Below are 16,402 nucleotides of genomic sequence, written 5' to 3'. Positions count from 1 at the left end.
GAGGCGCACCCCGCCGGGTCATGCGGCCCCGCCCCGCCGGTTAATCTGACTACCGTCAGGCACGTACCAAGAAGGGGTGGACCCAGTGGCGGACAAAGAAGAGGCCCGCAAGGCGTTCGAGCGTCTCGACGTGGACGGCGACGGCCGGATCACGGCGAACGAGTACAAGAGCGTCATGGCGCAGCTCGGTGACTTCCATGTGACCGAGACCGTGGCTCAGTCCATCATCAGGTCCAAGGACGCCAACGGTGACGGCAGGCTCTCCTTCGAGGAGTTCTGGGCGTCGCTGGACAAGTAGCGCGTCACGAGCAGCGCGTACGCCCCCCGGCACCGGTGCCGGGGGGCTGTCGTGCCGTACGGCTCCGGGCTCTGCCCCGCCTGGGTAATCTGGCCCGACATGGACCGGGAACAGCAGTGGATCCGCAGTGCCTTCCGGCTCGCGGCCGTCGCGGCCGACGAAGCGCGGGCGCCGTCTCTCCTACGGCAGTTGGGCCACGAATGCGCCGAGCTGCTCCAGCTATCCGGGGCCGGTGTGATGCCGGCGGAAGCCGCCGCGGCGCACAGCGGCGAACCGGGCCCCGAGTGTCTGCGCGGCGACCGCGCGCTGACCAACATCGACCTCCGCGAACAGGGCGCGCGCTGGCCCGGGTTCACCGGCCGCGCGCTGGCCGACGGCCACACCCTCGCGACGCTGCTGCCGCTGCACGACAGCGCCGGCCGGCCCTGCGCCGTACTCCAGCTGTTCAGCCAGGAGCGTGAACTGTCCGACGCCCAGATCGAGTCCGCCCAGCGGCTGGGTGAGCTGGCCATGGTGCTCCAGGCGCAGAGCGAGGAACTCCGCGGCCACCGCGAGACCGTGGGGCAGCTGAGCCGGGCGCTGGACAGCAGGATCGTCATCGAGCAGGCCAAGGGAATGCTCGCCGAACAGCTGCACACCGGGACCGGAGAGGCATTCGGCGTGCTGCGCGGCCACGCGAGGTCCCACCGGCTGAAGCTGGCCGACGTGGCACGCGCCGTCGTGGACCGCGAACTGCGCCTGGACGCCTCGCCGTCCGGCTGAGCGGACACCGGACGGCGAGGGCGAGGGTGCGGGCGAGGGCCAGGTCGTGCGGCGTCAGGACCCGACGGACACCGTGAAGCGGACCGGATTGCCGTCGTTCGCGGCGCCCGAGACATCGGGCTGGCCGTCGGGGACCACATCGTCGTACGGGAAGGCGTACCCGATCGGCGAGTTGGCGTGCACCACCCGCGCCCAGTGGTTGGTGACGTCCCCCTGGTAGTAGTCGGCAGCCGTGGTGCCGTTCGGCTGGCTGGGGTGGGTGAGCATGATCGACCGGTTGAACCCGGCCGCGATCCTGGCGAGCAGCGCCTTCTTGTCGTCCGGGTCACCCGGATTGTTGGCGAAGGGGCCGTCGTTGCAGGTGAAGATGGACTTCGAGTCGGGCTTGGTGAAGGTGTGGCCGCCGTCGAAGGTGAGGGTGCCGCCGCTCACCCGGCCCTTCAGGCTGCCCTTGCCGCCCTGCAGGTCGATGGTGAGGTCGGTGGAGCTGTACTTCTCCCAGACCTGGTCCACGTAGCCGGTCCACAGATCGCCGAACGGCATCGCGTCGGGGGATCCGGACGCCATCAGGTTCTGCGGCGAGATCACCCGTAGCACCTTGCCGTCCGAGCCGCGGATGACCAGCTTGTCCCAGGGCTGGCCGTCCTTGCCCGCCTGGGCGGTGAGATCCGCGGCGATCTTGTCGACCGCGCCGTCGGGGAGCGGCGCCACGGTGTGGTCGCTGTCGCCCTTGAGCGAGAGCCCGATGGGCAGGGAGGTCACCAGGTCGACGTAGGAGATGTTGGCGTACAGCTGGTCCGGGTTGAAGGTGAACTCGCAGAACGACCAGGTGCGGCCGTAGTTCGGGTCCGCGGCGGTGGCGAAGGCCGGCTCGACCAGGGCCGGGCCCGGGTTGAGGAAGAAGTCCAGTTTGTCGTCGCGTACGAAGTAGACGCGCGCGCCGTACATCTGAGGCAGCGTCAGGGTCACCGGCCCCGCGCCTGCCGCCTTCAGCGGGATGGCGCAGTCGACGGGAAGCGGTGTCTGCGGGGCCGACGGCGACTGCGGGTGGTAGACGCTGCCGTCGGCGCGCAGCAGGACCCACTGGTCGGTGCCCTGCTCGTGGCCGGTGACATAGGCGTTGACGTTGCCGGGCAACGACTTGTTCTCCAGGGCCAGTTCGCAGGTGGCGGCGGAGGCCGAGGCGCGCGGACTCAGTGCGCTTCCCCAGGCGGGGTAGGTGAGAGCGGTGGCGGTGGCCGCGGCGCCGGTCAGGAACAGTCTGCGGGATATCACGCAAGTCTCCTGTGGTCTGTGGGGGGCGGAGCGCGGGAGGCGGCGGTGCTGTGTGGGGGTGGCCTCCCGCATGGCCCTTACTGTTGCGAGGCTCGGGGGACAGGTCAATACCTATGGCTGAGAGCGCTCTCTTATTCTTCTCCGCCTTCACCACTTGAAGGCGGAGAAGGCAGGCATCCGGGCGGAAGCGGGCGCGGTATCCGGGGCGACGAGGCCGCCGGGCGGGTCGTAGGGGGAGCTGATCGGCGCGACCGGTTTCGACATCGTCGGCGCGGCTGGGACCGACGACTCCTGGCGCCGGCAGCCCGACACCCCTGTGCAGCCAATTCCTGCGGTACAGCCGCTCCCTACGGTGTGGCCCACTCCTTCAGCGCGCTCTTGCTCGCGAAGCGCGAGTTGGCCACGTCCTTGTCGAGCGGGCTGTCGGTGTACTGGTGGAAGGTCCAGGCCGCCTTGATCCTGGGCTTGCCCGCCGTGGTGTAGTCCGCGATCCACAGCCCGTCCCCGGCGTACGACGTGGTGTCGTGGTGCAGCCAGAAGTCGCGGTTCGTGTACAGCAGCACCCGGTTGTGCGGCCGCAGCTTCTTCACCGCGCGGATGAAGCTGTCCTTCTCGGCGTTGCTGGCCCTGGTGTGATCGCCGGTGGTCTCCCAGTCCACCGCGAGCAGGTCGCCCCCCTTCTCGGGGGCCTTGCTCACGAAGTACTCGGCCTGCGTCTGGATGTGCCCCGGCCACAGGAAGTGGTAGAAGCCGACGACGCACCCGCCGTCCCGCGCCAGCTTGGTCTGTGCGGTCAGCCGCGGATTGACATAGGTGTGGCCCTCGGAGGCCTTGATGAACACAAAGGCCAGACCGTCGGTGTCGAACGACGTCTGGTACGTACTGACATCGATGCCGTGCAGCATGTGCACCGCCTCCCGGTGTGTGGTGGAAATTCAGGTATTCCACATTCCACTTACCCATTCCGGCGGGCTCGACTGCATTCGCTCACCTGGGCGAAGTGAGAACCAGGGATACGTTGTGGCCGCCGAAGCCGAACGAGTTGGCCAGGGCCGCGTCCCAACGCCCGCTGCGGGCACTGCCGGTGACGACATCCAGCGGTACCCGGTCGTCGAGCCGGGTCAGGTTCCTGGTCGGCGGAACGGTCCCGTCCCGCAGTGCCAGGATCGCCGCCAGCGCACCCAACGCGCCCGAAGCGCCCAGCAGATGACCGGTCATGGACTTGGTGGCCGTGACCACCGGGTGGGTACCGACAGCCGCGGCGACCGCTTCCGCCTCCGCGAGATCGCCCTGCGGGGTGGACGTGGCGTGCGCGTGGACGTGCCCGATGTCCCCGGGGGCGATCTCCGCGTCCCGCAACGCCTTGCGGATGGCCCGTACTTGACCGTCGGGGTCGGACGCGGTGATGTGCTGCGCGCTGGACGTCGTCCCCGCCCCGGCCACCGCTCCGTGCGCCCGCGCGGCGCGGGCGCGGGCGTGCTCGGCGCTCTCCAGGACCAGGACGGCGGCGCCCTCTCCGAGCACGAAGCCGCCCCGCGCTGCGTCGAAGGGGCGTGAGGCGCCGTCAGGGTCGTCGTTGGCCGTCGACAGTGCCATCATCTGCGCGAAGGCGGTCAGCGGCAGCGGATGCAGGCTCGCCTCGGATCCGCCCGCCACCACGATGTCGGCCCGTCCTGCCCGGATGAGGTCGAGGCCGTACGCGATGGCCTCCGCCCCCGACGCGCAGGCGCTCACCGGTGTGTGCGCCCCGCCCCGGGCTCCCAGGTCGATGGAGACCCAGGCGGCGGGGCCGTTGGCCATGAGCATGGGGACGGTGTGCGGCGAGACCTTCCTCGGACCCGACTCCTCCAGTACGCGGTTCTGCCCCAGCAGGGAGAGCACGCCGCCGATGCCCGTACCGATCACCACAGCGAGCCGGTCCGGATCGACGCCGGGCGCGCCCGCGTCCGCCCATGCCTCGCGGGCGCAGACGAGCGCGGCCTGTTCGCACCGGTCGAGCCGGCGGGCCTCGGTGCGCTTCAGCGAATCCGCCGGGTCCTGGCGCATCCGGGCCCCGATCCGCACCGGCAGCTGCCGCGCCCAGCTCTCACCGTCCAGGCTGCCGATTCCGTTCTCGCCCGCCGTCATCGCGGCCCAGGTACTCGGGACATCGCCGCCGAGGGGCGTGGTGGCCCCCAGCCCGGTGACCCAGACATCCGTTTTTGTCGCCATGTTGGGGGACCGTAGCCAACCATCCAGTTGGTTGGCAACCTGCGTATGATCTCCCCATGACGACAAGCGCCCGCGCCGAGGGGACCCGCGCCCGCCTGCTGGCGGCCGCGCGCACGGAGTTTGCCGAACACGGCATGAGCGGCGCCCGCGTCGACCGCATCGCCGAGCGGGCGGGGGCCAACAAGGAGCGGATCTACGGGTACTTCGGCAGCAAGGAGAAGCTGTTCACTGCGGTCGTCGCGGAGGCGCTGAACGAACACGCGGTACGCGTCGGGCTGCCGGACGGCGACCCGGGCGAGTACGCGGGACGGATGTACGACTACCACCGGAGCAACCCCGAGCTGACCCGGATGCTGATGTGGGAGGCCCTGCACTACGGCGACCGGGCGGTGCCCGGCGGTGAGGTGCGCACCGCGCACTACGCGCGGAAGGCGGCGGCGCTGGCGGAGTCCACCGGCGGGCGGCTCACCGGGGACGCCGCCGCCACGTTCCTCGCCCTCATCGGGGTGGCGGTCTGGCCGCTCGCGTTCCCGCAGATGGCCCGGCTGGTCCTGGATACGGGAGAGGGGCCGCCCGATGCCGACGCGCTGCGGGCCCACGTGGTGGAGACGGCCCGCAAGCTCGCCCCGCCGCGTCCCGGCTGTCAGGGCTTGCGGGCCACGGCCACGTAGCAGGCTGCGTCGGCATCGCTGACCTGGCCGGACTCCCGGGGGTCGTCGGGCCGCCACCGGTGGGACACCGTGACGCCCGGGTCGACGAGCTCCCAGCCGTCGAAGAAGCGGCTGAACTCCGCCCGGGTGCGGAACTGCAGCGGCGTGCCGGCCGCGGTGTAGATGTCGATCATGCGGTTCATGGTCTCCGCGTCGAAGTCCGGGGTGGCGTGCGACAGGGCGAGCGTGCTGCCCGGCGCGAGCGCGTCCTTGTACCGCTCGATGATCGAGTGGGCGCCGTCGGCGTCGGTGACGAAGTGCAGCAACGCGTTGAGGCTCAGCGCGACGGGCCGGCTCAGATCGAGGGTGTCGCGCAGGGCGGACGCCTTCAGCAGGGTGTCGGGATCCGTGGCGTCGGCCTCGACGTACGCGGTCCGTCCCTGTGGTGTGCTGCGCAGCAGCGCCTGGGCGTGGGCGAGCACGATGGGGTCGTTGTCGGCGTACACCACATGCGCGGTCGGCACGGAGAGCTGGACCACTTCGTGGAGGTTCGGGGAGGTGGGGATGCCGGTGCCTATGTCGAGGAACTGGCGCAGCCCGTTCTCGGCGGCCCACCGGGTGGCGCGGTGCATGAACTCCCGGTTCGTCCGCGCGGCGATGCGCACACCGGGGAACGCGGTGAGCACCCTGCCGACCGCCTCCCGGTCGGCGGTGAAGTTGGTGGTGCCCCCCAGGTAGTAGTCGTACATCCGGGCCGAGTGGGCCCGGTCCAGCTCCAGGTCGACCGAACTCGTACCGGGCGCCCGCCCGTTGTGGTCCGTCATGACGTGCCTCCCCTTGTCGGTGCGCCGCTCGTGAGCACCATGCCCGCCGAGCGGTGCCGAAACTCCGGCTGGCTCAATTCAACTCAGGTCAACTCAAGTCAACTTCAGCCAACTCCGGCCAACTCCGGTCCAGCCCGGTCCAGTCCGGTCCACGTCGGGAAACGGAACCAGCCCCCTCTGTTTTCGGGTACACATATACGAGCCCAACGTAATGAGACGAACACCGATAGCGGCTTCTGTATGCGTCACGGCATGGATGTGCGGAGCATGGTGTGCGTCGGCGTACGGGGGCGTATCCCTCATCACCGGACGCGGGTTCCAGCGGGGGGCCGGCGCGGGGCACAGCAGAGCAGGTACGTGTATGCGTCGAACAACCGCAGTGGATGCCGGCGCCTTACGGGCGTCGACAGGCGGCCTGTCGGCGCGCCGACTGCACATGGTCTGCGAGGCGTTCTGCGCCGAGCACCACGAGGAGTGGCAGTCCTACGCCTTCCTGCAGGTCGGCGACAGCGCGACGGCGCACGGCCTGGTCGGTGAACTCAAGGGCAGGCTGACACTGCACTGGGAACACGCGCTGCGCCAGGAGTCGGTCGAGGGGCACTCCTGGAAGATCTTCAAGGAGATCATCTTCGAGTGGCTGGACGAGCGCGGCCTGGAACCGGCGCTGGTCCGCATCGCCGCGCCGGCCAAGGTGTGCGAGACCATCCTGGGCACCTGCGGGCCACCGGCCCCCGGCGCGGAACGAACCGGCGTCGACCAGCCGCAGCCGCAGCCGCGGCCGGGGCTCTACGCGGCCATCGCGGCCCTCCCGGAGCGCCAGTACGACGTACTGCTGCTCCGGTACGTACTGGAATACGATCAGGCCCGCACCGCGTTCCTCATGGGCGTCCCGCAGGAGACAGTCCGCTCGCACATCCGGCACGCGAAGCGGAGACTGGCCCTGGACCTGGGCCTCGAATGGGCGCCCGGCCCGGGGGAGTAGCGCATGTACGGGAAGCATGGGGACGTCCCGCACGTCCCGTACACCCCGCAGAACGAACCCCGGCTCCGGCCCACGGCGGACCCCGACCGCCCGCACGCCCCGGCGCGTCCCGACGCCCCGGCCCCGGCCCCCTACCCGACGGCGTACGAACAGGCCGCACACGAACTGGGCCTGGCCTGTGCCCTGGTCCTGAACGCCCCGCAGGCGGCGGCCGCCCTCTCCCGCCTGGTCGACGAGGAGCGCCCCGGCCCCGAGGGCGCGCTGGTGCTCGCCGCGCTGCTGCACATCACCGGCAGACACGACGCGGCCCGCTCCTGGTGGCAGTTCGCAGCGGGCGAGGGCAGCAGGACCGCCGCGTACGCGCTCTTCCTGGACCACCGCAGGCGCGGTGAGTACCGGGACGCCAAGTACTGGCGCGTGCAGTCGGCGAAACTGCCCACCGCCCGCACCGGCCCCCGCCCGGAACTCCCCGGACCCGCCGCACCCCGCCCGGACCTCCTCCCGGAAGAAGCCCGCCACAGCCTGCTGGCCCAGCTCCACCACGGCCTCCCGCCCCACCTGCCCCGGGCACTGGCAGAGGCGGTCGACCGGCTGTACCTGCGGGAGGGGTGACGCGGCAGGGCGGTCCGGCTGGCCGGACTTCTGCCGCTATGGGAGTTTCGTGGTGCTGAGGGACGCGCCGGGCGCAGCCATGGCTGCCTCCCGCACACCGGAGGCGACCGGCGGACCGCGGCGATGAGTTCTCGCCGGCCCGGGAGTCGACCCTGGTACAGGCGGTTTCCGCACCCGTTCACACGTGAAAGGCGGCACCATGAGCAAGCTGATCGTCACCGCGTTCGTCACTCTGGACGGTGTCATCCAGGCCCCTGGCGGCCCGGGCGAGGACGTCGACGAGGGCTTCGAGCACGGGGGCTGGCAGGTCCCGTACGTCGACAACGACTTCATGGGCCTCATGAAGGACGTCTTCGAGCAGACCGCCGACCATCTCCTGCTCGGCCGGAAGACCTATGACCTCTTCGCCGCCTACTGGCCTCGTATCACCGACGAGAACAATCCGATCGCCGTGAAACTCAACGCCATGCCCAAGTACGTCGCTTCGCGCACCCGCTCCAGCCTGGACTGGCACAACTCCCATCTCCTGAAGGGCGAAGCCGAGGAGTCCGTCGCGGAACTCAAGGAGCGGCTCGACGGCGTGATCATGACGCAGGGCAGCAGCGACCTCATCCGCACCCTGCAGCAGCACGACCTCGTCGACGAGTACCGGCTGCTCGTCCATCCCGTGATCATCGGCACCGGCAAGCGGCTCTTCGCCGAGGGCGCCGCCCCATCCGCCTGGACGCTCACGGAATCCCGCGTCACCAGCGTGGGCGTGCAGTACTGCGTCTACGAACGGGCGGGGGAGCCCGAGTACGGATCGTTCCTGCTGGACGACCAGGAGTGAGGACGGGAAGCGAGCACGGGTCACGAGAACTTCCAGGGGCCCGCCGCTTGCCCTGAGCCCCCCGCTTCTTGATCGTCTTGACAGGCCGGCTTCCAGTGGGAGTCTGGAGGGGATGGTGTCGCGCAGCACCCCGCCGGGGAGCGCCGCCACACCACGCCAAAGCCGCCGTCGGCCTTCATACGGCGCTTCCGTACGGCTCTCCGTACGGGCCGCCCGACCAGGTGGTCCGAGCAGCCACGTGCCTCGGCCAGGTGCCCCGGGCGCCTGAGTGCTCGGTTCGCGCCATCGACCCCACACTCCACGCCCCAGCCCCCCATGCCCCCACGCCTCCGGTGTGTGGAGCCGGTGGCCGGTGGGGGTGAGAGGAACATCGACTCCCGCCAGCCCTCCCCGAAGGAACTGTGCCGATGTCCGTAAGAGGTGAGCAAGCGGTACGAGTGGCAGCGCAGCCTCCGAAAGCGCCGCCTCCGAAGGCGCGGGAGGTCGTGAAATTCGCAGCTGTCGGCGTGTCCGGCGTGGCGGTCAATCTCCTGGTGTTCAATCTCGTGCGCCACACCACCTCGATACCGGTGGTGAGCGCGAGTGTGATCGCCACCGTCGTTTCGATCATCTTCAATTACACCGGGCTCCGATACTTCGCCTACCGGGACCGGGACAAGAGCGGCTGTACCCGTGAGATGGGGCTCTTCCTGCTGTTCAGCGCCATCGGCCTGGTGATCGAGAACGGCATTCTCTATCTGGCGACTTACGGCTTCGGCTGGGACAGCCCGCTGCAGAGCAACGTATTCAAGTTCATCGGCATCGGAGTCGCCACCCTCTTCAGATTCTGGTCCTACCGAACCTGGGTGTTCCGAGTGATACCCGCGGCGCCGGACGAGTCCGACGCCTGAGGTCCGGTGCGTTCCCTCGCTTGTGTTCCGTCGGTCAAGCGACGGGCGTCATACGTCACGGCGTCGACAGTACGCAGCGCAACAGCTCATCCCACGCGGTCGCCCGATGACCCGCACCACCCCTGCACCGAACGCCATTTCCGTCCCCCTCACCCTCAACTCCCCTTCTCCACGGCTCCCCCCGCTCCCCGCACCCGGCTCGCGCACCGGAGGACACCCCGGGGTCAGTCCTCCAGGTCTGCCGCGTCCCCCGGTTCCGCGCCGGTGTAGAGGGACGCGCCGTCGGCTGTCTGCGCGGTGAGCTGGAGCGAGACGGTGTGTGTGGTGGAACGGTTCGCCACGGCCAACTCCCCCCGAAGCGCCTGAATCGCTTCCGTGAGCCCGATCTCCACTTGACCCCTCCAGCATCCGTCAGCACCAACGCACCTGATTTTAGGCTGATGTTCAGTGCCGGGCGTTCGATGCCGGGGAGTTCGGTGCAGCGGCGCCCGCGTCCCACGCGGACGCCGGTGCGGGCCGGGCGCGCCCCGTCAGCACTCGATGATGTTCACCGCGAGCCCGCCCCGCGCCGTCTCCTTGTACTTGACCGACATGTCTGCGCCGGTCTCCTTCATCGTCTTGATGACCTTGTCCAGGGACACCTTGTGGCTGCCGTCGCCGCGCAGCGCCATCTTGGCCGCCGTGACCGCCTTGACCGCAGCCATGCCGTTCCGCTCGATGCACGGGATCTGGACCAGTCCGCCGACCGGGTCGCAGGTCAGGCCGAGGTTGTGCTCCATGCCGATCTCCGCCGCGTTCTCCACCTGCTCGGGGGAGCCGCCCAGGACCTCGGCCAGTGCGCCCGCCGCCATGGAGCAGGCGGAGCCGACCTCGCCCTGGCAGCCGACCTCGGCGCCCGAGATCGAGGCGTTCTCCTTGAAGAGCATGCCGATGGCGCCCGCGGAGAGCAGGAAACGGACGACGCCCTCCTCGTCGGCTCCCGGGACGAAGTTGATGTAGTAGTGCAGGACGGCGGGGATGATGCCGGCCGCGCCGTTCGTGGGGGCGGTGACGACTCGGCCGCCCGCCGCGTTCTCCTCGTTCACCGCCATCGCGTAGAGCGTGATCCACTCCATGGCGCGGGCGAGCGGGTCACCCTCGGCGCGCAGCTGGCGGGCCGAGTTGGCCGCGCGGCGGCGGACCTTGAGGCCGCCCGGGAGGATGCCCTCGCGGGACATGCCACGGGCGACGCAGGACTGCATGACGCCCCAGATGTCCAGCAGCCCCGAGCGGATCTCCGCCTCGGTGCGCCAGGCCTTCTCGTTCTCCAGCATCAGCGCGGAGATGGAAAGACCCGTCTCCCGGGTCAGCCGCAGCAGTTCGTCGCCCGTGCGGAAGGGGTGCTTCAGGACGGTGTCGTCGAGGACGATGCGGTCCTCGCCCACGGCGTCCTCGTCCACCACGAAGCCGCCACCCACCGAGTAGTACGTCTTCTCGAGGAGGGGGGCGCCCTCGGTGTCGTACGCGGAGACCGTCATCCCGTTCGCGTGGTACGGCAGTGCCTTGCGGCGGTGCAGGACCAGGTCCGCGTCGTAGTCGAAGGCGATCTCGTGCGCACCGAGGACGCTGATGCGGCCACTGGTGCGGATCTGCTCGATGCGCTCGTCGGCGTGCTCGACGTCGACCGTACGGGGGGACTCGCCCTCCAGGCCGAGGAGCACCGCCTTCGGGGTGCCGTGTCCGTGACCCGTCGCGCCCAGCGAGCCGAAGAGCTCGGCGCGGACCGATCCGGTGTGGGCCAGCAGGCCCTCGTTCTTCAGGCGGGCGGCGAACATCCGGGCGGCCCGCATGGGGCCCACCGTGTGGGAGCTGGACGGGCCGATGCCGATCGAGAAGAGGTCGAAGACCGATATGGCCACGGGGAACTCCTAGGTGTGGGTAGACGCCGTTGTCTGCCGGGGTGGTGCAGAGGAAGCGCGGTACAGCAGTGAGCGGGGTGCGTACGTGGTGCGGGGCACCCTGCTCACTTGTCCAGTGTGCGGGGTGCCCCGTGGTTCGTACAAAACCGTACTGATCCGGACCGACCGGTCCTACTTCAGTCCGGGGTACAGCGGGAACTTCTCGGCCAGCGCGGTGACCCGGGCGGCCAGCGCCTCCCGGTCGTAGGCCGGCTTCAGGGCGGCCGCGATGATGTACGCGACCTCGGAGAAGTCCTCGGCCTGGAAACCGCGGGTGGCCAGGGCAGGCGTACCGATCCGCAGCCCCGATGTGACCATCGGCGGGCGCGGGTCGTTCGGGACGGCGTTGCGGTTGACCGTGATGCCGATCTCGTGGAGACGGTCCTCGGCCTGCTGGCCGTCCAGCTCCGAGTTGCGCAGGTCCACCAGGACCAGGTGCACATCGGTGCCGCCGGAGAGGACCGAGACACCGTGCTCGGTGACATCGGACTGCACCAGACGCTCGGCCAGGATGCGGGAGCCGTCCAGGGTGCGCTGCTGGCGCTCCTTGAAGTCGTCCGTCGCCGCGACCTTGAAGGAGACCGCCTTGGCCGCGATCACGTGCTCCAGCGGACCACCCTGCTGACCGGGGAAGACCGCGGAGTTGATCTTCTTGGCGAGCTCGGCTGTGGAGAGGATCACACCACCGCGCGGGCCGCCCAGCGTCTTGTGCGTGGTCGTGGTGACGACGTGCGCGTGCGGGACGGGCGACGGGTGCAGGCCCGCGGCCACCAGGCCGGCGAAGTGCGCCATGTCGACCATCAGGTACGCGCCGACCTCGTCCGCGATCTTGCGGAACGCGGCGAAGTCCAGCTGGCGCGGGTAGGCGGACCAGCCGGCCACGATCAGCTTCGGCTGGGACTCCTTGGCCAGGCGCGCGACCTCGGCCATGTCGACCTGGCCGGTCTGCTCGTCGACGTGGTACGCGACCACGTTGTAGAGCTTGCCGGAGAAGTTGATCTTCATGCCGTGGGTCAGGTGCCCGCCGTGGGCGAGGTTCAGACCCATGATCGTGTCGCCGGGCTTGAGCAGCGCGAACATCGCGGCAGCGTTCGCCTGGGCGCCCGAGTGCGGCTGGACGTTGGCGTGCTCGGCGCCGAAGAGCGCCTTGACGCGGTCGATCGCGATCGTCTCGATCACGTCGACGTGCTCACAGCCGCCGTAGTAACGGCGGCCCGGGTAGCCCTCGGCGTACTTGTTGGTGAGGACCGAGCCCTGGGCCTCCATGACGGCGACCGGAGCGAAGTTCTCCGAGGCGATCATTTCGAGGGTGGACTGCTGGCGGACCAGCTCGGCGTCGACAGCGGCGGCGACGTCCGGGTCGAGCTCGTGGAGGGAGGAATCAAGAAGTGACATCAATAGTCCCTAGTTGCCGGCGGAGAGAGCGGCGTACTCGTCGGCGGAGAGCAGGTCGTCCGGCTCGCCGGTGACGCGCACCTTGAACAGCCAACCGCCCTCGTAGGGGGCGGTGTTCACCAGCGAGGGGTCGTCGATGACGTCCTGGTTGATCTCGGTGATCTCACCGGAGACCGGGGCGTACAGATCGCTGACCGACTTGGTCGACTCCAGCTCACCGCAGGTCTCGCCCGCGGTGACGGTGGACCCGGCCTCAGGGAGCTGGGCGTAGACGACGTCACCGAGCGCGTTGGCCGCGAACTCCGTGATGCCGACCGTCGAGACGCCGTCCTCGGCGACCGACAGCCACTCGTGCTCCTTGCTGTAACGCAGCTGCTGGGGGTTGCTCATGACCTGATTCTCCTGGATGCGGGGGAGTGCTGGTGAACGGTGGTCTTACGGGCTGAGATGGTGTGGGTCACTTCTGGCGCTTGTAGAAGGGGAGGGCCACGACCTCGTACGGCTCATGGGTACCGCGGATGTCCACGCCCACACCGGACGTGCCGGGCTCCGCGTGGGCGGCGTCGACATACGCGATGGCGATCGGCCTGCCCAGCGTCGGCGAAGGGGCGCCCGACGTGACCTCGCCGACGACCTGGCCGTCCGCGACGACCTGGTAGCCCGCGCGGGGGACCCGGCGGCCCTCGGCGATCAGACCGACCAGCTTGCGCGGCGGGGCCGAGGCGGCCCGCTCGGCAGCCGCCTCCAGGGACGCGCGCCCGACGAAGTCGCCCTCCTTCTCGAACTTGACGACCCGGCCGAGACCGGCGTCGAAGGGGGTCAGCGCGGTGGTCAGCTCATGGCCGTAGAGGGGCATGCCCGCCTCCAGGCGCAGGGTGTCGCGGCAGGAGAGCCCGCAGGGCACCAGGCCGGCCGGTGCGCCCGCCTCGGTCAGCGCCTGCCAGAGCTTCTCGGCGTCGGACGGGGCGACGAACAGCTCGAATCCGTCCTCGCCCGTGTAGCCGGTCCTGGCGATGAGCGCCTGGACGCCGGCGACGGTGCCGGGCAGGCCCGCGTAGTACTTCAGCCCGTCCAGGTCGGCGTCCGTGAGCGACTTCAGGATGCCGGAGGATTCCGGGCCCTGTACGGCCAGCAGGGCGTACGCGTCGCGGTCGTCCCGTACGACGGTGTCGAAGCCGCCCGCGCGGGCGGTCAGCTCGTCCAGGACCACCTGTGCGTTGCCCGCGTTGGCGACGACCATGTACTCCTGCTCGCCGAGCCGGTACACGATCAGGTCGTCCAGGATCCCGCCGTCCTGCCGGCAGATCATGGTGTAGCGGGCGCGGCCGTTGCCGACCGTGCTGATGTTGCCGACCAGCGCGTAGTCGAGCAGCCGTACGGCCTCCGGGCCGCTGACGGTGATCTCGCCCATGTGGGAGAGGTCGAAGAGGCCGGCGTGCGTCCGTACGGCGATGTGCTCGTCGCGCTCACTGCCGTAGCGCAGCGGCATGTCCCAGCCCGCGAAGTCGGTCATGGTCGCGCCCAGTGACCGGTGCAGGGCGTCGAGTGCTGTGAGACGGGGCGTGGGGCTCATATGCGGTACTCCCGGGGCATGACAGACGAGGACGATCCTCCCCATCTGTCATCGGAACCTGAGAGGTTCGCCGGCGCCTGTTGAGAGGGCACGGCTTGCACCTTGGGTGGGACCGCAGAGCGGCCCGCTTTTCAGATCTGCCTCGTCCGCGCGGTACGGGGCCTGAGAGATTACAAGGGAGGGACTTGCTCCTTCGGCGCCCCGGCCAGTGGCCGAGAACTCTCCCGCGCGGATTCGAACGGCCTGTATGGAGTTGGCGCGCACATCATCGCATGCCGCGCGGGCGGCGCCTCACCGGTGTCGCATTACTGTTTCTTTACACTTCGTAGACGGGGGTATGCAGGGGATACGCAGGCACATGCGGGCCCTACGGGGTGGCCCGACGGGGGGAGTGGCCGTGGTGGGGCAGGAGTGGCGCGCGGATGTGGCGCCGCATGAGACATCCGGGGGGCCGGGGGCGGTGCCCGTGCGGTCCGTCCGGACCGTACGGACCGGACAGGAGGCGGCCGGCAGCGGGCCGCCCGCGGTACGGGACCTGCGGCGGCGGGCCGGCCGCAGCCCGCACCGCCTGGTGTTCGCCGCCGGGGACGTGGTGGTCCTGTCCGGCCTGCCGGGCAGCGGGAAGTCCACGCTCTTACGCAGGGCCGCGGGGGCGCGCGGGATCGACTCGCAGGACGCCCGGGACCGCTGGGAGCGCCGGATGCCCGGCTGGCTGCCGTACTGGAGCTACCGCCCGCTGGTGCGGGCCGCCCACTACGGCAGGCTGTGGCGCGCCCTGCGCTCGGGCGCCGGTGTCGTCGTGCACGACTGCGGCACGCACTCCTGGGTGCGCGCGCTGCTGGCCCGGGCGGCGCGGCGGCGCCGGACCGCCCTGCATCTGCTGCTGCTCGACGTGGCGCCCGGGGTGGCGCTCGCCGGTCAGTCGGAGCGCGGCCGGAAGGTCTCCGCGTACGCCTTCGCCCGGCACCGCAGGGCGGTCGGCGGGCTGGTCCGGAACGCCGAGCGGGCGCGGCTGCCCGCGGGGTGCGGTTCGGTCGTGCTGCTCGACCGGGACGCGGCGGCCGTACTGCGCCGGATCGGGTTCGGGGCGGCGGTGTGACGGTCCCGCTCCTTATGGTTGGGGGAGGCCAAACGAACGACCCTGAGGTCGGTCGGCAGGTGAACAGGTGAGAAGGGGATACCTCGGTGGACATGGCATGGCCGGGAAATGAGCTCGAAGAGGTCCTGACCGCATCGGTCGGGAACCAGGCCGCGGGCGGCCGGCTGATCGAGGTGCTGGGGCGCAGCAACCTCTGGGTACCGCTGCCCAACGGCGGTGGGCAGGACAGCAGTTCGCTCGACCTGCCCACCGTGGACATCGAGGGCGGGGCCTATGTCCCCGTTTTCAGCTCCGAGGCGCAGTTCCTCCAGTGCGTCGGCTCGCACTACTCCTTCGCGGTGGCGCCGGCGGTCGAGTTCGCCCGCGGGCTGCCACCGCAGCTGGGCGTCGTGGTGAACCCGGGCGGCGCGATCGGTATGCCGCTGCCGCCGCTCGCGGTGGCCGAACTGTGCCGGAGCGGCCGGACCTCCCTCGACGGGCCCGCGACCGGCGGCCGGGTGCGGCTCTTCGAGCCGGACTGGCAGGAGGAGCCGGTCGACTTCCTCTCCGCCGCCGCCGGTGAGTTCGAGGAGTCGGGCGTGGTCCTTTCGGCGCGCCGGGCCCTCGCCTCCATCGAGGGCGGCGACCCGGTCCTCTTCGTCGGGGTCGAGTTCGCGACGTGGGACGGCGCGGGCCGCAACGCCCCGATGGACGCGCTCGGCCGGGCGCTGCACCGGGTCGAGGTGCCCTGGCCGGTCAATCTCGTCCTGCTGGACGTGGCGCAGGACCCGGTCGCCGACTGGATGCTGGACAAGGTCAGGCCGTTCTACGTGAGGGCCGACGCCGCGGGGCCGGTGCTGTAGGGCCGGTGCCGCAGGGCCGGGACCTGCGGCACTCGGAGCGAGGTGGCCGGTGCCGCGCAGGCACCGGAAACCCGCCGCGGCATAAGCTGGGCGGATGTGCGGGACGCGTGGGACGACCGGCGCGCGGATTGGCCGGAATCGCACGGAACCGATCGCGCACGGAACCGATCGTGCACCGAACGGATCGAACTGATCGAACGGAACTGATCGAACGGAACGGATC

17 protein-coding genes and 1 riboswitch are annotated in these 16,402 nt (G+C 70.2%); of the genes, 9 read left to right on the top strand and 8 right to left on the bottom strand.

The annotated features are described in order from the left end of the window. Window positions 1-85 precede the first annotated feature (85 nt). Both OG210_RS06265 and OG210_RS06260 read left to right on the top strand, forming a co-directional pair. Window positions 86-298, top strand: a complete 213-nt coding sequence (locus tag OG210_RS06265) for an EF-hand domain-containing protein (protein ID WP_328331653.1) — start codon at window positions 86-88, stop codon at window positions 296-298. Between the two features lie 99 nt (window positions 299-397). Then, on the top strand, window positions 398-1,060 hold the full coding sequence (locus OG210_RS06260; protein WP_328331655.1) for an ANTAR domain-containing protein: 663 nt from the start codon (window positions 398-400) through the stop codon (window positions 1,058-1,060). A gap of 54 nt (window positions 1,061-1,114) precedes the next feature. On the opposite strand, the gene OG210_RS06255 is transcribed toward OG210_RS06260, so the two are convergent. From OG210_RS06255 to OG210_RS06245, 3 genes are all read right to left on the bottom strand, one after another. After that, on the bottom strand, window positions 1,115-2,335 hold the full coding sequence (locus OG210_RS06255; RefSeq protein ID WP_328331658.1) for a glycoside hydrolase family 64 protein: 1,221 nt from the start codon (window positions 2,333-2,335) through the stop codon (window positions 1,115-1,117). A gap of 347 nt (window positions 2,336-2,682) precedes the next feature. Next, a complete protein-coding gene (locus tag OG210_RS06250; RefSeq protein ID WP_328331660.1) occupies window positions 2,683-3,240 on the bottom strand; it encodes a GH25 family lysozyme in 558 nt (185 codons plus the stop codon). Between the two features lie 82 nt (window positions 3,241-3,322). Beyond that, complete coding sequence (locus tag OG210_RS06245) at window positions 3,323-4,546, bottom strand: beta-ketoacyl-[acyl-carrier-protein] synthase family protein (RefSeq protein WP_328331662.1); 1,224 nt, start codon at window positions 4,544-4,546, stop codon at window positions 3,323-3,325. 56 nt (window positions 4,547-4,602) lie between these two features. On the opposite strand from OG210_RS06245, the gene OG210_RS06240 reads away from it, so the two are divergent. Beyond that, window positions 4,603-5,217: a TetR family transcriptional regulator gene (locus tag OG210_RS06240; RefSeq protein WP_328331664.1), complete on the top strand. Its 615-nt coding sequence runs from the start codon at window positions 4,603-4,605 to the stop codon at window positions 5,215-5,217. On the opposite strand, the gene OG210_RS06235 is transcribed toward OG210_RS06240, so the two are convergent. Then, entirely contained in the window at window positions 5,190-6,020 is an 831-nt protein-coding gene (locus tag OG210_RS06235; RefSeq protein WP_328331666.1) for an SAM-dependent methyltransferase, read from the bottom strand. The two genes, OG210_RS06240 and OG210_RS06235, sit on opposite strands and share 28 nt — an antisense overlap. A gap of 361 nt (window positions 6,021-6,381) precedes the next feature. Here OG210_RS06235 and OG210_RS06230 point away from each other — a divergent pair, with 361 nt between their 5' ends. From OG210_RS06230 to OG210_RS06215, 4 genes are all read left to right on the top strand, one after another. After that, window positions 6,382-7,002 (top strand): sigma factor-like helix-turn-helix DNA-binding protein, encoded by a 621-nt coding sequence (locus OG210_RS06230; protein WP_328331668.1) that lies wholly within the window; start codon window positions 6,382-6,384, stop codon window positions 7,000-7,002. Between the two features lie 3 nt (window positions 7,003-7,005). Further along, complete coding sequence (locus OG210_RS06225; RefSeq protein WP_328331671.1) at window positions 7,006-7,614, top strand: hypothetical protein; 609 nt, start codon at window positions 7,006-7,008, stop codon at window positions 7,612-7,614. Window positions 7,615-7,813: 199 nt separating this feature from the next. Then, window positions 7,814-8,443, top strand: coding sequence for a dihydrofolate reductase family protein (locus tag OG210_RS06220; protein ID WP_328331673.1), 630 nt, complete (start codon window positions 7,814-7,816; stop codon window positions 8,441-8,443). Window positions 8,444-8,850: 407 nt separating this feature from the next. Further along, window positions 8,851-9,333 carry a GtrA family protein gene (locus OG210_RS06215; protein WP_371540189.1) on the top strand — a complete coding sequence of 161 codons (483 nt, stop codon included), beginning with the start codon at window positions 8,851-8,853 and terminating at the stop codon, window positions 9,331-9,333. Window positions 9,334-9,863: 530 nt separating this feature from the next. Here OG210_RS06215 and OG210_RS06210 read toward each other — a convergent pair. The 4 genes from OG210_RS06210 to gcvT form a co-directional block, all read right to left on the bottom strand. Continuing rightward, the gene (locus OG210_RS06210) at window positions 9,864-11,231 is read right to left on the bottom strand and encodes an L-serine ammonia-lyase (RefSeq protein WP_328331677.1); all 1,368 of its coding nucleotides are present in this window, start codon (window positions 11,229-11,231) and stop codon (window positions 9,864-9,866) included. A gap of 171 nt (window positions 11,232-11,402) precedes the next feature. Further along, entirely contained in the window at window positions 11,403-12,665 is a 1,263-nt protein-coding gene (glyA, locus tag OG210_RS06205) for a serine hydroxymethyltransferase (RefSeq protein ID WP_328331679.1), read from the bottom strand. Between the two features lie 9 nt (window positions 12,666-12,674). Then, window positions 12,675-13,055: a glycine cleavage system protein GcvH gene (gene gcvH, locus OG210_RS06200; RefSeq protein ID WP_327295121.1), complete on the bottom strand. Its 381-nt coding sequence runs from the start codon at window positions 13,053-13,055 to the stop codon at window positions 12,675-12,677. A gap of 67 nt (window positions 13,056-13,122) precedes the next feature. Further along, entirely contained in the window at window positions 13,123-14,238 is a 1,116-nt protein-coding gene (gcvT, locus tag OG210_RS06195) for a glycine cleavage system aminomethyltransferase GcvT (RefSeq protein WP_328331681.1), read from the bottom strand. Between the two features lie 141 nt (window positions 14,239-14,379). Beyond that, window positions 14,380-14,475: riboswitch (glycine riboswitch) on the bottom strand. Between the two features lie 121 nt (window positions 14,476-14,596). Here gcvT and OG210_RS06190 point away from each other — a divergent pair. Next, window positions 14,597-15,337, top strand: a complete 741-nt coding sequence (locus OG210_RS06190; RefSeq protein ID WP_371535213.1) for an AAA family ATPase — start codon at window positions 14,597-14,599, stop codon at window positions 15,335-15,337. Window positions 15,338-15,429: 92 nt separating this feature from the next. Then, window positions 15,430-16,179 carry an enhanced serine sensitivity protein SseB gene (locus tag OG210_RS06185; protein WP_328331685.1) on the top strand — a complete coding sequence of 250 codons (750 nt, stop codon included), beginning with the start codon at window positions 15,430-15,432 and terminating at the stop codon, window positions 16,177-16,179. Window positions 16,180-16,402 lie beyond the last annotated feature (223 nt).

This window comes from Streptomyces sp. NBC_00466, from assembly GCF_041433995.1.
Lineage (GTDB): Bacteria > Actinomycetota > Actinomycetes > Streptomycetales > Streptomycetaceae > Streptomyces.
The sequence above is the reverse complement of the archived record's forward strand: the minus strand, read 5'-3'. Positions and strand labels throughout refer to the sequence as shown.

Bases quoted from the DNA above. Each gene is read 5' to 3' on its own strand.
- OG210_RS06260 (WP_328331655.1), top strand. From the start codon at position 398: ATGGACCGGGAACAGCAGTGGATCCGCAGTGCCTTCCGGCTCGCGGCC.
- OG210_RS06250 (WP_328331660.1), bottom strand. From the start codon at position 3,240: ATGCTGCACGGCATCGATGTCAGTACGTACCAGACGTCGTTCGACACC.
- OG210_RS06245 (WP_328331662.1), bottom strand. From the start codon at position 4,546: ATGGCGACAAAAACGGATGTCTGGGTCACCGGGCTGGGGGCCACCACG.
- OG210_RS06240 (WP_328331664.1), top strand. From the start codon at position 4,603: ATGACGACAAGCGCCCGCGCCGAGGGGACCCGCGCCCGCCTGCTGGCG.
- OG210_RS06235 (WP_328331666.1), bottom strand. From the start codon at position 6,020: ATGACGGACCACAACGGGCGGGCGCCCGGTACGAGTTCGGTCGACCTG.
- OG210_RS06230 (WP_328331668.1), top strand. From the start codon at position 6,382: ATGCGTCGAACAACCGCAGTGGATGCCGGCGCCTTACGGGCGTCGACA.
- OG210_RS06225 (WP_328331671.1), top strand. From the start codon at position 7,006: ATGTACGGGAAGCATGGGGACGTCCCGCACGTCCCGTACACCCCGCAG.
- OG210_RS06220 (WP_328331673.1), top strand. From the start codon at position 7,814: ATGAGCAAGCTGATCGTCACCGCGTTCGTCACTCTGGACGGTGTCATC.
- OG210_RS06215 (WP_371540189.1), top strand. From the start codon at position 8,851: ATGTCCGTAAGAGGTGAGCAAGCGGTACGAGTGGCAGCGCAGCCTCCG.
- glyA (WP_328331679.1), bottom strand. From the start codon at position 12,665: ATGTCACTTCTTGATTCCTCCCTCCACGAGCTCGACCCGGACGTCGCC.
- gcvH (WP_327295121.1), bottom strand. From the start codon at position 13,055: ATGAGCAACCCCCAGCAGCTGCGTTACAGCAAGGAGCACGAGTGGCTG.
- gcvT (WP_328331681.1), bottom strand. From the start codon at position 14,238: ATGAGCCCCACGCCCCGTCTCACAGCACTCGACGCCCTGCACCGGTCA.
- OG210_RS06190 (WP_371535213.1), top strand. From the start codon at position 14,597: ATGCGGGCCCTACGGGGTGGCCCGACGGGGGGAGTGGCCGTGGTGGGG.
- OG210_RS06185 (WP_328331685.1), top strand. From the start codon at position 15,430: ATGGCATGGCCGGGAAATGAGCTCGAAGAGGTCCTGACCGCATCGGTC.